Source organism: Campylobacter sp. US50a (assembly GCF_004379015.1).
Taxonomy (GTDB): domain Bacteria; phylum Campylobacterota; class Campylobacteria; order Campylobacterales; family Campylobacteraceae; genus Campylobacter_D; species Campylobacter_D jejuni.
Genome location: NZ_RYYJ01000005.1, coordinates 18,698 through 31,283, shown reverse-complemented (window position 1 = coordinate 31,283; position 12,586 = coordinate 18,698). Strand labels below are relative to the sequence as shown.

At 30.3% G+C, this 12,586-nt stretch carries 13 protein-coding genes and 1 riboswitch; of the genes, 8 read left to right on the top strand and 5 right to left on the bottom strand.

The annotated features are described in order from the left end of the window. Positions 1-21: 21 nt before the first annotated feature. A complete protein-coding gene (gene ctb, locus ELQ11_RS04430; protein WP_002858471.1) occupies positions 22-405 on the top strand; it encodes a truncated hemoglobin Ctb in 384 nt (127 codons plus the stop codon). Here the strand turns inward: ctb and recG are convergent. The 3 genes from recG to ELQ11_RS04415 are packed head-to-tail and all read right to left on the bottom strand — an operon-like array spanning position 402 to position 4,481. Further along, positions 402-2,225 (bottom strand): ATP-dependent DNA helicase RecG, encoded by a 1,824-nt coding sequence (recG, locus tag ELQ11_RS04425; protein WP_126264443.1) that lies wholly within the window; start codon positions 2,223-2,225, stop codon positions 402-404. The two genes, ctb and recG, sit on opposite strands and share 4 nt — an antisense overlap. Continuing rightward, positions 2,215-3,435 carry a pitrilysin family protein gene (locus ELQ11_RS04420; protein WP_126264444.1) on the bottom strand — a complete coding sequence of 407 codons (1,221 nt, stop codon included), beginning with the start codon at positions 3,433-3,435 and terminating at the stop codon, positions 2,215-2,217. Before ELQ11_RS04420 ends, recG begins: the two co-directional genes overlap by 11 nt. Beyond that, positions 3,435-4,481: a dehypoxanthine futalosine cyclase gene (locus ELQ11_RS04415; protein WP_126219592.1), complete on the bottom strand. Its 1,047-nt coding sequence runs from the start codon at positions 4,479-4,481 to the stop codon at positions 3,435-3,437. The genes ELQ11_RS04420 and ELQ11_RS04415 overlap by 1 nt, the downstream gene beginning before the upstream one ends. Before the next feature lie 73 nt (positions 4,482-4,554). Between ELQ11_RS04415 and ELQ11_RS04410 the strand changes: the two genes are divergently transcribed. Next, a complete protein-coding gene (locus ELQ11_RS04410) occupies positions 4,555-5,742 on the top strand; it encodes an MFS transporter (RefSeq protein WP_070252278.1) in 1,188 nt (395 codons plus the stop codon). 15 nt (positions 5,743-5,757) lie between these two features. Here ELQ11_RS04410 and nusA read toward each other — a convergent pair whose 3' ends face one another. Continuing rightward, positions 5,758-6,846 (bottom strand): transcription termination factor NusA, encoded by a 1,089-nt coding sequence (gene nusA / locus ELQ11_RS04405; protein WP_134225165.1) that lies wholly within the window; start codon positions 6,844-6,846, stop codon positions 5,758-5,760. Positions 6,847-6,973: 127 nt separating this feature from the next. On the opposite strand from nusA, the gene ELQ11_RS04400 reads away from it, so the two are divergent. From ELQ11_RS04400 to ELQ11_RS04375, 6 genes are read left to right on the top strand one after another with little or no spacing between them, the layout of a single operon-like run. Continuing rightward, positions 6,974-7,216, top strand: coding sequence for an HP0268 family nuclease (locus ELQ11_RS04400; RefSeq protein ID WP_002851103.1), 243 nt, complete (start codon positions 6,974-6,976; stop codon positions 7,214-7,216). Continuing rightward, the gene (gene miaB, locus ELQ11_RS04395) at positions 7,213-8,514 is read left to right on the top strand and encodes a tRNA (N6-isopentenyl adenosine(37)-C2)-methylthiotransferase MiaB (protein WP_134225164.1); all 1,302 of its coding nucleotides are present in this window, start codon (positions 7,213-7,215) and stop codon (positions 8,512-8,514) included. The genes ELQ11_RS04400 and miaB overlap by 4 nt, the downstream gene beginning before the upstream one ends. Then, a complete protein-coding gene (locus ELQ11_RS04390) occupies positions 8,498-9,127 on the top strand; it encodes a lysophospholipid acyltransferase family protein (RefSeq protein WP_002938027.1) in 630 nt (209 codons plus the stop codon). The genes miaB and ELQ11_RS04390 overlap by 17 nt, the downstream gene beginning before the upstream one ends. 1 nt (position 9,128) lies before the next feature. Continuing rightward, positions 9,129-10,088, top strand: a complete 960-nt coding sequence (locus tag ELQ11_RS04385) for a hypothetical protein (RefSeq protein WP_002871182.1) — start codon at positions 9,129-9,131, stop codon at positions 10,086-10,088. Continuing rightward, a complete protein-coding gene (locus tag ELQ11_RS04380) occupies positions 10,085-10,612 on the top strand; it encodes a hypothetical protein (RefSeq protein ID WP_002858498.1) in 528 nt (175 codons plus the stop codon). Before ELQ11_RS04385 ends, ELQ11_RS04380 begins: the two co-directional genes overlap by 4 nt. Next, positions 10,602-11,120 carry a hypothetical protein gene (locus tag ELQ11_RS04375; protein ID WP_044794411.1) on the top strand — a complete coding sequence of 173 codons (519 nt, stop codon included), beginning with the start codon at positions 10,602-10,604 and terminating at the stop codon, positions 11,118-11,120. The genes ELQ11_RS04380 and ELQ11_RS04375 overlap by 11 nt, the downstream gene beginning before the upstream one ends. Here the strand turns inward: ELQ11_RS04375 and thiC are convergent. After that, positions 11,112-12,404, bottom strand: coding sequence for a phosphomethylpyrimidine synthase ThiC (gene thiC / locus ELQ11_RS04370; RefSeq protein WP_072223739.1), 1,293 nt, complete (start codon positions 12,402-12,404; stop codon positions 11,112-11,114). The two genes, ELQ11_RS04375 and thiC, sit on opposite strands and share 9 nt — an antisense overlap. A 56-nt stretch (positions 12,405-12,460) precedes the next feature. After that, a riboswitch (TPP riboswitch) is annotated at positions 12,461-12,565 on the bottom strand. Positions 12,566-12,586: the final 21 nt, after the last annotated feature.

The window sequence follows — 12,586 nt, the reverse complement described above, 5'->3', positions numbered from 1 at the left end:
TAACATTTAAGAAAGGCTTATATGAAATTTGAAACAATTAATCAAGAAAGCATAGCAAAACTCATGGAAATATTTTATGAAAAAGTTAGAAAAGATAAAGATTTAGGTCCTATTTTTAACAATGCTATTGGAACAAGCGATGAAGAATGGAAAGAACATAAAGCAAAAATAGGAAATTTTTGGGCAGGTATGCTTTTAGGCGAAGGTGATTATAATGGGCAACCCTTAAAAAAACACTTAGATCTACCTCCTTTTCCTCAAGAGTTTTTTGAAATTTGGCTAAAACTTTTTGAAGAAAGTTTAAATATAGTTTATAATGAGGAAATGAAAAATGTCATTTTACAGCGTGCACAAATGATAGCCTCACATTTTCAAAATATGCTTTATAAGTACGGTGGACATTAATTTGGCAATTTTTTTGCCAAATCTTTTTTCACCTTTTCTAAAATCTCCTCATCCTTAGAAAAATCAAAAAATTTAAACTCATTTCCATGCTGCATAAAACCATCGAGCAAATCTCCACTCAAACGATTTTTAAGATCAAGCTCTGCTATTTTAAACCCATCTAAAGTGCTAGCAAATTCTTTTAAACGACTTGGAATTTCTTTAAGTTTAGTATAAAGATAACAAGTGCTTTTAAGCCCTACACGACCTACACGACCACGAAGTTGATGTAAAGTAGCAAGTCCTAAACGTTCCGCCCCCACAATCACTATCATACTCAATCTTGGCAAAGAAATACCTACTTCCACCACTGTAGTGCTTAGTAAAATATTTCCCTCATCTCTAAAACGCTCTAAAATTTCATCTTTTTGTTTATCTTTTCCATGAGTTACAAAAACTTTTTCATAATGACTCTGCCAATATTCTTTAGCCTGTTCTAAAGAAAGATAAGGAATCTTATCACTAGCACTCACTAAGGGATAAATAATGACAATTTGATGATTTTTAGAAATTTCCTCCTTGATCTTCTCGCTAAGCTTAGAAAAACCTTCATTTTGTATGCAATAAGTTGTAATATCTTTTTTAAAAGGCATTTGTTTAATAAAGCTAAAATTTAAAAGTTCAGATTGTATCATGCTTAAAGTTCTTGGAATAGGCGTAGCTGAAAACTGTATAAAATGAGGGGCAAATTCTTGCTTATTTAAAGAATGAATTTTCTCACGCTGAGCTGATCCAAAACGATGTTGTTCGTCTATCATTACAAGTACGGCATTATGACTTTCTAAATGAATTAAAGCGTGAGTGCCTATGATAAGATTTGCTTTTTGAATATTTTGTTCTAAATCTTTTTCTTTTTTACCCCCTTTAATAAACAAAATATTCATAAAATCAGGTAAAAATTTCTTAGCCTCTTCATAAAGCTGATACGCTAAAATACTAGTAGGTGCCATTAAAATAGCTTGCTTAGGATAAACCATCAAAGCCGCACCAAGTAAAACCAAGGTTTTACCACACCCTACATCACCCATAATCACACGCCTTTTAGCTTCTTTTGAATGCAAATCTTTTTCTATATCTTTTAAGGCGTTAAGCTGATCTTTAGTAAGAGAAAAAGGCAAATCTTTAAGCCAATTGGCTATATTAAAAACATTGATTTGATGAGCTTTAAAATGTGTTTGTTTAGCTTTTAAACGCTTTAAAAAATTATATATTTCTATGTATTTTAAATCTTTGCTAAAATTTTGCAAATTTTCAAACATAAAAAAACTTTTTTCATCATAGGCATGTAAATTTAAAAGAAAATGTATATATTTATCCTCTATGCCACTTTCTTTTAAATTTTCATAGTTAAGATATTTATGTATAAAAGCAGCAATTTTTGTATCTTTTAAGCCTAAAATTTGATACTTTGGACTAAAACCCTCAAAAGAAGTTAAAATTTTAGGATTGTTAAATTGCCAAGTGTGATTAAAACGTGAGAGTTTAGCATTAAAAATAAGCTCTTTTCCTACCTTACAAATCCCAAAATGCCAAGCTCTAGGATGAAAAAACACAAAAGAGATATTTTCTTGCCATTCTTCACAAAAACCCAAACCAAAAAGTTGATTTTTTCTTGAACTAACACTTTTTATAGTGATTTTTTGAGTGCAAATTTCATTTTCTTTAGGATTTTTACTTGGATTTAAATTTTCAATTTTTTTAGGTAAAAGAAGTGCTAAATCAATAGCGCTTCTAATTTTTAATTTTTTAAAAAATTCAAAATCACTTTCTTTAATTTTCATTTTGTATGCTTGCAAAACTTATATTTAAAAGCTCTTGATGTTTTTTAATATAAGCATTGATGGTTTCAAGTTTAACCTTTTCCATAAGTTTTAACTCTTCTTTATAATATCCCAAATTTAAACCTTGATAAAATTCATTAAAGGCCATAGATAAACGCTTGCTTAAGCTTTCATAACGCAAAGGAGTTGATCCTATGAGAAAATTTTTAGCTTGATCAAGTTCGTTTTGAGTCATGCCATTTTTTATAAAATCTTCAAAAAGCTCTTTTACAATTTTTTTAGCTTCTTTAGCGCTTTCATTTTTAGTTTGTAAATATCCAAAAACTCTAGAAAAAGACATATTCATATCAAGCATAGCATAAGCTGAGTATGCAAGACCTCTTTTAACACGAATTTCTTCCATAATCCTTGAACCAAATCCCCCTTGTCCTAGCACAAATAAAGCAATTTTTGCAAGATATAAATCCTTATCTTTAAAATCGGCAAAAAAAGGCGTAGCAAAATAAATATAAGCTTGTTCACTTTCTGGGCGTAGCAAAATTTTATCTTTGATGTTTTTGCTTAACTCATATTTTTTTGGAGTATTTTTCTTACCTATTTGAAGTTTTGATAAGAGTTTTAAAAGATCTTCCTTGGCTTGTTTTTCTTCTAAATCTCCTCCTAAAATCACAACCAAATCACTAAGATGGATAAAATTTTTATAAAAATTTTGTAAATCTTTTAAAGACAAAGTTTCTATACTTTTTTCATCTCCATCATTTGGACTTTGAAATTCTTTACATTTAAAAATTTGAGTATTGAGTAAATTTTTTGCTAAATAATCAAAATCACTATTTTTACTCGCGAGCTCACCTAAGGCATTGATTTTTAATTTTTGCAAAGTTTTTTCTTCTATTCTTGGTTTTAAAAGCAATTTTTCTAAACTCTTTAAAGCAAAATCAAAATTTTCTTTCAAGCAAGAAAGATTGATTTCCAAGCTTTCAAAACCACTACTTGCCTCTAAATTTATCGCTCTAAATTCTAAATCCTTAAAAAATTTATCATCCACGCCTTCATTTAAAATACGTGAAAACATCTTAGCTAAGCCTGCTATTTCATCATAACTTCTAGCACAATTTCTAAAGACAAGCTTTAAAACAACAATAGGAAAATCAGAATTTTTTTCAAAAATAAAAGGGATTTTAACACCCCTACTCTCTAAATACTGCATTAAAACCTTTCTAAAATTTCATAAGCGGTATTGCGTTTAGCTGGATTTTCGCCTAAACTTCTAATCAGCCTTATCATCTCATCTTGATTCATTCTATAACTTGCTCCTGCGGCACTTACTACATTTTCTTCCATCATGGTTGAGCCTAAATCATTAGCCCCAAATTTTAAAGCAAGTTGACCTATAAGCGAGCCTTGAGTTACCCAAGAACTTTGCAAATTCTTAAAATTATCTAAATAAAGTCTTGCTAAAGCTAAAAGTCTTAAATACTTATTAGAACTTTGTTTCATAATCTCTGGATGTTTTTGGATTAAAGCAGTATTATCACTTTGAAAGCTCCATAAAATAAAAGCTCTAAAACCACCTGTTTCATCTTGTAATTTTCTTAAATGCTCAAAATGATCGATGATTTCTTCATCATTTTCAACCGTTCCAAACATCATGGTAGCTGTACTTTTCATACCGATTTTATGAGCTTGGCGATGTACTTCTAACCAAGTAGATGTATCGCATTTATTGGGTGCAATGATATCACGCACTCTATCGCTTAGCACCTCAGCTCCCGCTCCTGGTATAGAAAATAAACCTTTAGCTTGCAGTCTTTGCAGCACTTCAGTGATGGAAATTTTAGATGCCTTTGCAATATAAGCGATTTCAACTGCTGAAAAACCGTGTACAGTGACATTTGGATAATGTTCTTTTATCCAAGAAACTAATTCTTCATACCATTCTATTTTTAATTTTGGGTGCACCCCACCTTGAAAAAGAATTTGTGTACCCCCAATAGCTTCAAGCTCCTCTATCTTCTTGCCTATCTCCTCAAAGCTTAAAATATAAGCATCATCTTCTTTATGATGGCGATAAAAAGCACAAAAAGAACAATCAATACAACAAACATTGGTATAATTAATATTTCTATCCACAACAAAAGTGGTAATTTTTTCAGGATGAAATTCTAATTTTCTTTTATAAGCCATTTCTCCAAGTTCTGTTAAACTCGCATGATGTAATAAATCTAAAGCTTCTTTTTTATCCAGTCTTTTCAAAATTTTTCCTTGTTTTTTACATAATTAAAATAATTATAGCATTTAAAATATAAATTATGCTATAGTTTCGCTTATGAATTACATTGAACTATTAAAAAATAATAAAAATATCAGAATATTAGCTTCGGTTCAGTTTATAGTATATTTTGGAGCATGGTTTTCTCAAACTGGAGTTTTTACCCTTTTAGTCGAGCTTAATGCTCCTACTTGGGCAACAGCTACAAGTGCTATGCTTGCTTTTTTACCTGGAGTTTTACTTGCTCCTATTAATGGCGTCATAGTAGAGAAAAATAAACCTAAAAAACTTTTACTCAGTATGATTAGCATAGAATTAATTTCTATTTTTTGTCTTATTTTTGTCACAAGTCTTAGCATGCTTTGGCTTTTGTTTATTTTAATCTTCATAAGACTTTGCGTTGCTTCGATTTATTTTCAAGCTGAAATGAGTTTATTGGCGAAAATTTTAACCCCTCAAGAACTTAAACTCGCTAATGAAATGCACAGTGTCATTTGGGCGATTTCTTATACAGCAGGTATGGCAAGTGCGGGAATTTTTATTTATTTTCTAGGAGTTAAAACCGCTTTTTTATTTGACTGTGTACTTATACTCATAGGCATTTCTTTTTTAGTAAGATTAAGCATTCCTGATTTTCATCAAAAAACACAAAGTCGCTTTTTTACCATGATAAAAGAAGGATTTTTCTATGTTTTAAACAATAAGATAATTTTTCATCTTATCTTGCTTCACGCTTTTATAGGTTTAACTGCTTATGAAACCTTGGTTACGCTTTTAGCACAACATCAATATAAAGAAGTTTTATCTGCTGCTTTAGTAATAGGGTTTTTAAATGCAGTACGTGCTTGTTCTTTAGCTATAGGACCTATGATTTTAAGCAAATTTATTAATGATAAAAATTTATTTTACATGTATCTTGGTCAAGGTTTTGGTATTATACTTTGGGCTTTAACTCAATTTAATTTTTATATTTCTTTTTTAGGTTTAATTGGTGCAGGTTTTTTTACCTCAGCACTTTGGGCTTATACCTACACTATGATACAAAAAAATGCCGACAAAGAATATCATGGTAGAGTAATTGCTTATACAGATATGATTTATCTTAGTTTTAGCGCTATTATTTCAATGCTTATGGGCTTTTTATTTGAAATAGGCTTGAGTTTAGAACTGATTACAGGTTTATTGGGTATGATTTTTATCTTTGCGGCATTTTATTGGAAGTGGTTTTATAAAAAATATTTGTGAAAATTCACAAATATTTTAAATTTTAAACAAATCTTGAAGATTTTTCATTGCTTCTTCATTGCTGATGGCATTATTTAGCTGCGACGAGCTTAATTCATTGAGCTCTATTTCATAACCACTTAACATAGAAGCAAGACGAATATTAATACCATTTTTTCCTATAGCTTTACTTTTTTGTTCGCTATTTAAACTTACAATAGCTTTTTTATCTTCAATTTTTACAGAATTTACAATAGCAGGAGCCAAGGTACGAGAAATTAAAATTTCACTCTCATTTGTAAATTCTATACAATCAATATTTTCATTATGAAGCTCTTTGCTTACTGCATTAATTCTTACACCTTTAACACCTACTGTAGCACCTACAGGATCGATATTTGCTCCATTGGCTTGAAGAATGATTTTTGCTCTTTCACCTGGAATTCTAGCACATCCTATAATATTGACATAACCATCTTTGATTTCTGGAACCTCAGCTTCAAGTAAACATTCTAAAAATTTAGGACTTGTACGACTAAGCTCGATTTTAATACCCTTATCTGTATAAACACGGCGTATCACCGATTTTACCACATCACCTATTTTAAACTTTTCCCCTTTAATGCGATTTTTTCTTGGCAAAAAAGCTCTTAATTCATCTATTTCAATAAAAGTATTTTCTTCATTATCCACTCTAACAACTGTACCAAAAACCATTTGCCCTACTTTGTTTTTATATTTTTCAAAAATAGTTTGTTCTAATAATTTTTGTATATGATATTCAAGTTCTTTATGCAAGGTATTTACCGCAGTTCTTCCTAAATTTTCCAAAGAACATTCATAAGTTAATTCATCTCCTATTTCAACATCTGGAGCTTCTGATTTTGCCTTACTTAACGCGATAAAACTCTCACTTTTATTTTGTAATCTCTCGTCATTATCTGCTACTATGGTAATTTTTTGATAAAGATTTAAATTTTTAGGATCTACAAAAAACTCATATTCTTGTCCATAAATTCTTTTTGCAGTATTGATTAAAGCGGTAGCTACTTTTTCTTTTACATTCTCTAAGTTTAAATTTTTTTCATTAGCAATAGATTCGATAATATCTGCTATCTTTTCCATATTTTATAAAACCTTTTTTTGTGGGAAATTTAAAAATGTAGATAAAAATTATATCCTTAATAAGTTTAATTAAAAGTAAAATTTGCTAAAATTATAGATTAAAATGAAAATTCTTAAGGATTTAGCTATGGAATTAAAATTGGCAAGAACTTTGATTAATGAAAAACCTAAAAATATTAGCCTAGAAAAAATCGAAGAGGCTATAGAAAAAGAAGGACAAAAGTTTTTTTATTTTGATAAAGATAATACACACAAACAACTCATTGCCCTTGTAAATCATTTTGAAAAAAAAGGAGTAAGCATTTATCATAGAACCGTAAAATACGGACTTGATGATAATGATTTTATGTATGAGGTACATATTCTTTGAGTGCTAAAAAACTTTTTATCCAAACTTTAGGTTGTGCGATGAATGTCAGAGATTCTGAGCATATGATCGCAGAATTAACACAAAAAGAAAATTACGCACTAACAGAAGATATCAAAGAAGCAGATCTTATTCTCATCAACACTTGTTCAGTGCGTGAAAAACCTGTGCATAAACTTTTCTCAGAAGTAGGTGGTTTTGAAAAAGTTAAAAAAGAAGGTGCTAAAATAGGAGTTTGTGGATGTACTGCATCGCATTTGGGAAATGAAATTTTCAAACGTGCTCCTTATGTGGATTTTGTTCTAGGGGCAAGAAATATTTCCAAAATCACTCAAGCTATAAAAACTCCAAAATTTATGGGCGTGGACATAGACTATGATGAAAGTGAATTTGCTTTTGCAGATTTTAGAAATAGTATTTATAAATCCTATATTAATATCTCCATAGGTTGTGATAAACACTGCACTTATTGTATAGTGCCACATACTAGAGGAGATGAAATTTCCATACCTTTTAACATCATCTACAAAGAGGCTCAAAAAGCTATTGAAAAAGGTGCTAAAGAGATTTTCTTGCTAGGACAAAATGTCAATAACTACGGCAAAAGATTTAGAAACGAACATAAAAAAATGGACTTTTCAGATCTTTTAGAAGAACTTAGCACTATAGAAGGTTTGGAACGCATTCGCTTTACAAGTCCACATCCTTTGCATATGGATGATAAATTTTTAGAAGTTTTTGCCAATAATCCAAAAGTTTGCAAATCCATGCACATGCCTTTACAAAGCGGCTCAAGTGAAATTTTAAAAGCTATGAAGCGTGGCTATACTAAAGAATGGTATTTAAATAGAGCTTTAAAACTTAGAGAACTTTGTCCAAATGTTAGCATTTCTACAGACATTATTGTAGCTTTTCCAGGGGAAAGTGAAAAAGATTTTGAAGAAACTATGGATGTTTTGGAAAAAGTGCGTTTTGAACAAATTTTTTCTTTTAAATACTCCAAACGCCCTTTAACAAAAGCCGCAACCATGCCTAATCAAATCGATGAAGAAACAGCTTCAAGAAGACTTAGCACCTTACAAAATCATCATAGTGAAATTTTAGATGAAATTGTAAAAAAACAAGAAAATAAAACTTTTAAAGTTTTATTTGAAGAATTAAGAGCAGGCAATAGCATTGCTGGAAGAACAGATAATAATTTTTTAGTTCAAGTTGAAGGTAGCGAAGAACTTTTAGGGCAATTTAAAGAAGTAAAAATCACTAATGCAAAGCGTATGGTTTTATATGGGGAAATCGTTTAAAATCCATTGCTTAACATATATAATTTTCATCTTGCAATGGCTTATTTTTTTAAGCTGTAAAAAGCACTATAAAGGTGAAAAAGTTGACCGTAAAGCTAGTGTGATACTTTTTTGGCATGGAAAATTAGCACTCATGCCTTTTGCGTTTAGACATTATAGACAAAAAAATAAAAAAGCCTATGTCATGATCTCCCACCATAAAGATGGAGAACAAATTGCAAAAATCATCAAGCTTTTCGGTCTTGATACTGTAAGAGGAAGCACTTCAAGGGGTGCTAGCAGTGCACTTAGAGCTGCATTTAAAGTTTTAGAACAAAATGACGATATAGTTATCACGCCTGATGGTCCACGTGGGCCTTATCATAGTATTTCAGATGGTTCTATCATTTTGGCTCAAAAAAAAGAACTAAAGATAAGAATTTTAAACTATGAAGCAAATCGTTTTTGGAAATTTAAAAGTTGGGATAAGATGATCTTGCCAAAACCTTTTAGTAAGATTACTTATAGTCTAAGTGAACCTTTGGATATTTTATCTTTAGATAAAGAAAAAGCTAAAGAATTTCTAATGGAACAATTTGATAAAATTAGCTTAGCTGATCAATTTAAGGAATGAAATGTTATTTTTACTTAAAAAAATATTTCCACAACTTTTTATTAGTATTATTTTAGAAGATAAAAAAAATATTGTAAAAGCTTCTATTTACAGAGGAAATAAACTAATCAGTAGTAATGAAAAAACTTTTGATAAAAGTGAAAATTTATTAGAATACATAAAAAATTTAAGTAAGCATTTCTTATTTTACCACACTGCTTTATTTTTAGATGCCAAAGAACAAGGATTAATACCTAGTACAAATATTCAAGATTGTGAGCACTTTAATATAGGAAAAATCAGCTTACAGCATATTTTGTTTAATAATGCCCTTGTTTATACGGCTACCGAACATGTGGAATATTATAGCGAGCTTTTTGAAGAATATAGAGGTTTAGATTTTTTATATTCCCCTTTTGCCCTTCTTTACTACAATATACAAAAAGAAAAACAGCCTGATGATCAAATTTTACTTTATGGATTTAAACAAGGACATCTTTTGGCAATTATTGTTGCTAAAGGCAATACTATTTTATACGGTGATTTTAAAATATTTGAGCAAGAATTAGGTTTAGAGCTTGAACTTCCATCAGAAGATAATCAAGAAATTCAAAACAACAACGATGATACTGAAGTTACCTTAGATAACTTCAATGAAGCCTTAAATAATAAATTTGACCTACTTGATCAAGAAAATAATCTTGAAACTTTAGATAATAATGATAATTTTAATCTTGATGAATTAAATCAATTTAGCAATGATATGGAACTTTGCCGTTATATTATTACGAGCATTGAAAAATTTTATAATGATGATAAATATGCTGGGGTATTTATCAATGGTATTTTATTATATAGCGAATCAGATATTAACATAAGCGCTATTGATTTTTTAGAAAGTGAAACTTTTTTAGAGATAAAAACAAAACAAATCAACACCTTAGATCTTATGATAGAGTTGATGCGAAAGGAGCTTAAATGACTTATAGCTTCATACAGCCAAGAAAAAAACCTATTTTCACACTCTTTGATAAAATTTGGCTAGGACTTTTTGGTTTTAGTATATTATTTATCTTGCTAGTATATTTTACATATACAATAAAAATTGCATTAATCAATAGCTCTATCGATGATGAAAAACAACAAGTTATAGTGCTTCAAAATCAAACTAAGCAAAATGAAATGCTTTATGAAATTTTATTTGATCAAAGCCAAATAGCGAAAAATTTTAACACTCAAAATCAAATTGTTAAAGAAAGCTTAAGAAATCTATTTGATATTATTGTAAAAACTGATAACATTACTCTTGAAAGTGTTGAACAAGACGAATATTCCTTAAAACTTATCGGAGTCACTCCTACAAGAGAAATGTTTACTCTACTTTTAGAAACCCCTTTAAAAAGCATCTTTGATCAAAGCTATACAACCTATTACCGCTTAGATAATGGGTGGTATCGTTTTGTTAGTATTAGTAAACAAATTCCAGGAGTTGCAGATGAAAGATAAAAGTCTAGAAGAAATTGATTTATTAAAGCTTATCATTTGCGTGTTAAGTTTTATAAGCGTTTGCACAGCCTTGATCTTATTTTTACTTTTACCGACATTAAAAAATTACAAACAAGCAAATCTTAGAGAAAACTCACAACTTGCTATCTTAAAAGCCGCTAAATCAAAATTTGACTTTAGTAAAGATAAAATATCAACTCTAAGAAGCGAAAACAGCAAAAGTTTAGAGCAATTTGAGCAAAATTTTAATATAGGAAATTTTGATACTTTTTTACAAAAATATTTTCAAAATGTAAAAATTCAAGAAACTAAGTCCGAAAAACAAGAAAAATATCTAAAAAACCGCTTAGCCATTAAAGCGACAATGAACAATCCTAGAAGGCTTTATGATTTTATTGATGCTCTAAAAAACTATAATAACTTAATCAAGCTTGATTATCCACTTAATCTTAAAGCAGGAGAGCAAGGCATCTCTATAGATCTTACTCTCAAAGTTTATTCAAGCTAAACTCACATCTTCACCTTTTAAAATTTGATTCATAGTATTCATTGCGCACATTTTTCCACACATAGAACATGAGTTTAAATCATCAGGGCGACGCTCATTAAACATTTTTTTGGCCCTTTCTCCATCAATAGCGAGTTTAAACATTTTTTCCCAATCTATCTCTTGCCTAGCCTTACTCATCTCATCATCTCTTGCTCTTTCTTTTGGAAGTTTAGCTATATCTCCCACATGAGCTGCAATTTTAGTCGCAACTATACCCTCTCTAACATCTTCTAAATTTGGAAGTCTTAAGTGTTCAGCAGGTGTTACATAACACAGCATATCAGCACCATTAGCTGCAGCCACAGCTCCTCCAATAGCACCACTAATATGATCATACCCTGCGCCAATATCTGTTACCAAAGGTCCTAAGACATAAAAAGGCGCTCCTTTGCATAAACGCTTTTCTAATTGCATATTTGCCTCTATTTCATTAATAGCCATATGCCCTGGACCTTCTATCATTACTTGAACCCCAACATCCCAAGCCCTTTGAGTAAGGAGTGATAATTCTATAAGCTCTGAAATTTGTGCCCCATCACTTGCATCGTGGGTAGAGCCAGGACGCAAAGCATCACCCAAAGATAAAGTTACATCGTATTTTAAACAAATGTCAAGCAAATCATCATAATACTCAAAAAAAGGATTTTCAGCATCTTTCATCATCATCCAAGCATAAAGCACAGAGCCTCCTCTTGAAACTATATTTGTAAGTCTTTTACTTTGTTTAAAAATATGCGCTGCGCGAGAGTTAATACCTGCATGAATTGTCATAAAATCAACCCCGCTTTTAGCATGATGATATACAACATCTAAAAAGTCTTTGGCATTAATTTGTTTTAAATCTTTTTCTAAAAATCCTACTGCATCATATACAGGAACTGTTCCTATCATAGCTTTTGAAACATTAACAAGCTCATCTCTAAAACGACTTGTTTTGCCATAATTGCTTAAGTCCATAATCGCTTCTATGCCAAATTTATGAGCAAGCTCTACTTTTTTCATTTCCTCGCTATAATCAACGCAATCATTTGAAACTCCTAAATTTACATTAACCTTAGTGCGCAATCCAAAACCTATACCATTTGGATCAAGACTTTTATGATTAATATTTGCAGGGATAATAATTTTACCGCAAGCAATATTTTCAAGCAAAAAATCTTTACTTAAATTTTCTTTTTGTGCAACAATCTGCATTTCTTTAGTAAAAACACCTTCTTTGGCATAATTCATTTGAGTTTTCATAAATTTATCCTTTAAAAAATTTGGATAAATGAAGGGTGAGTATAAATTTTTAAAGTATTGAAATTTATAAATCTTCCCGACGCTGGCATTATCCAGATCCGGTTCGGTCTAAGCTTTTAGCTTACTCTCAGCCTGTTACACAAGCTCCCGTCATTTATGTTTTAATTATACACTTTAAATAT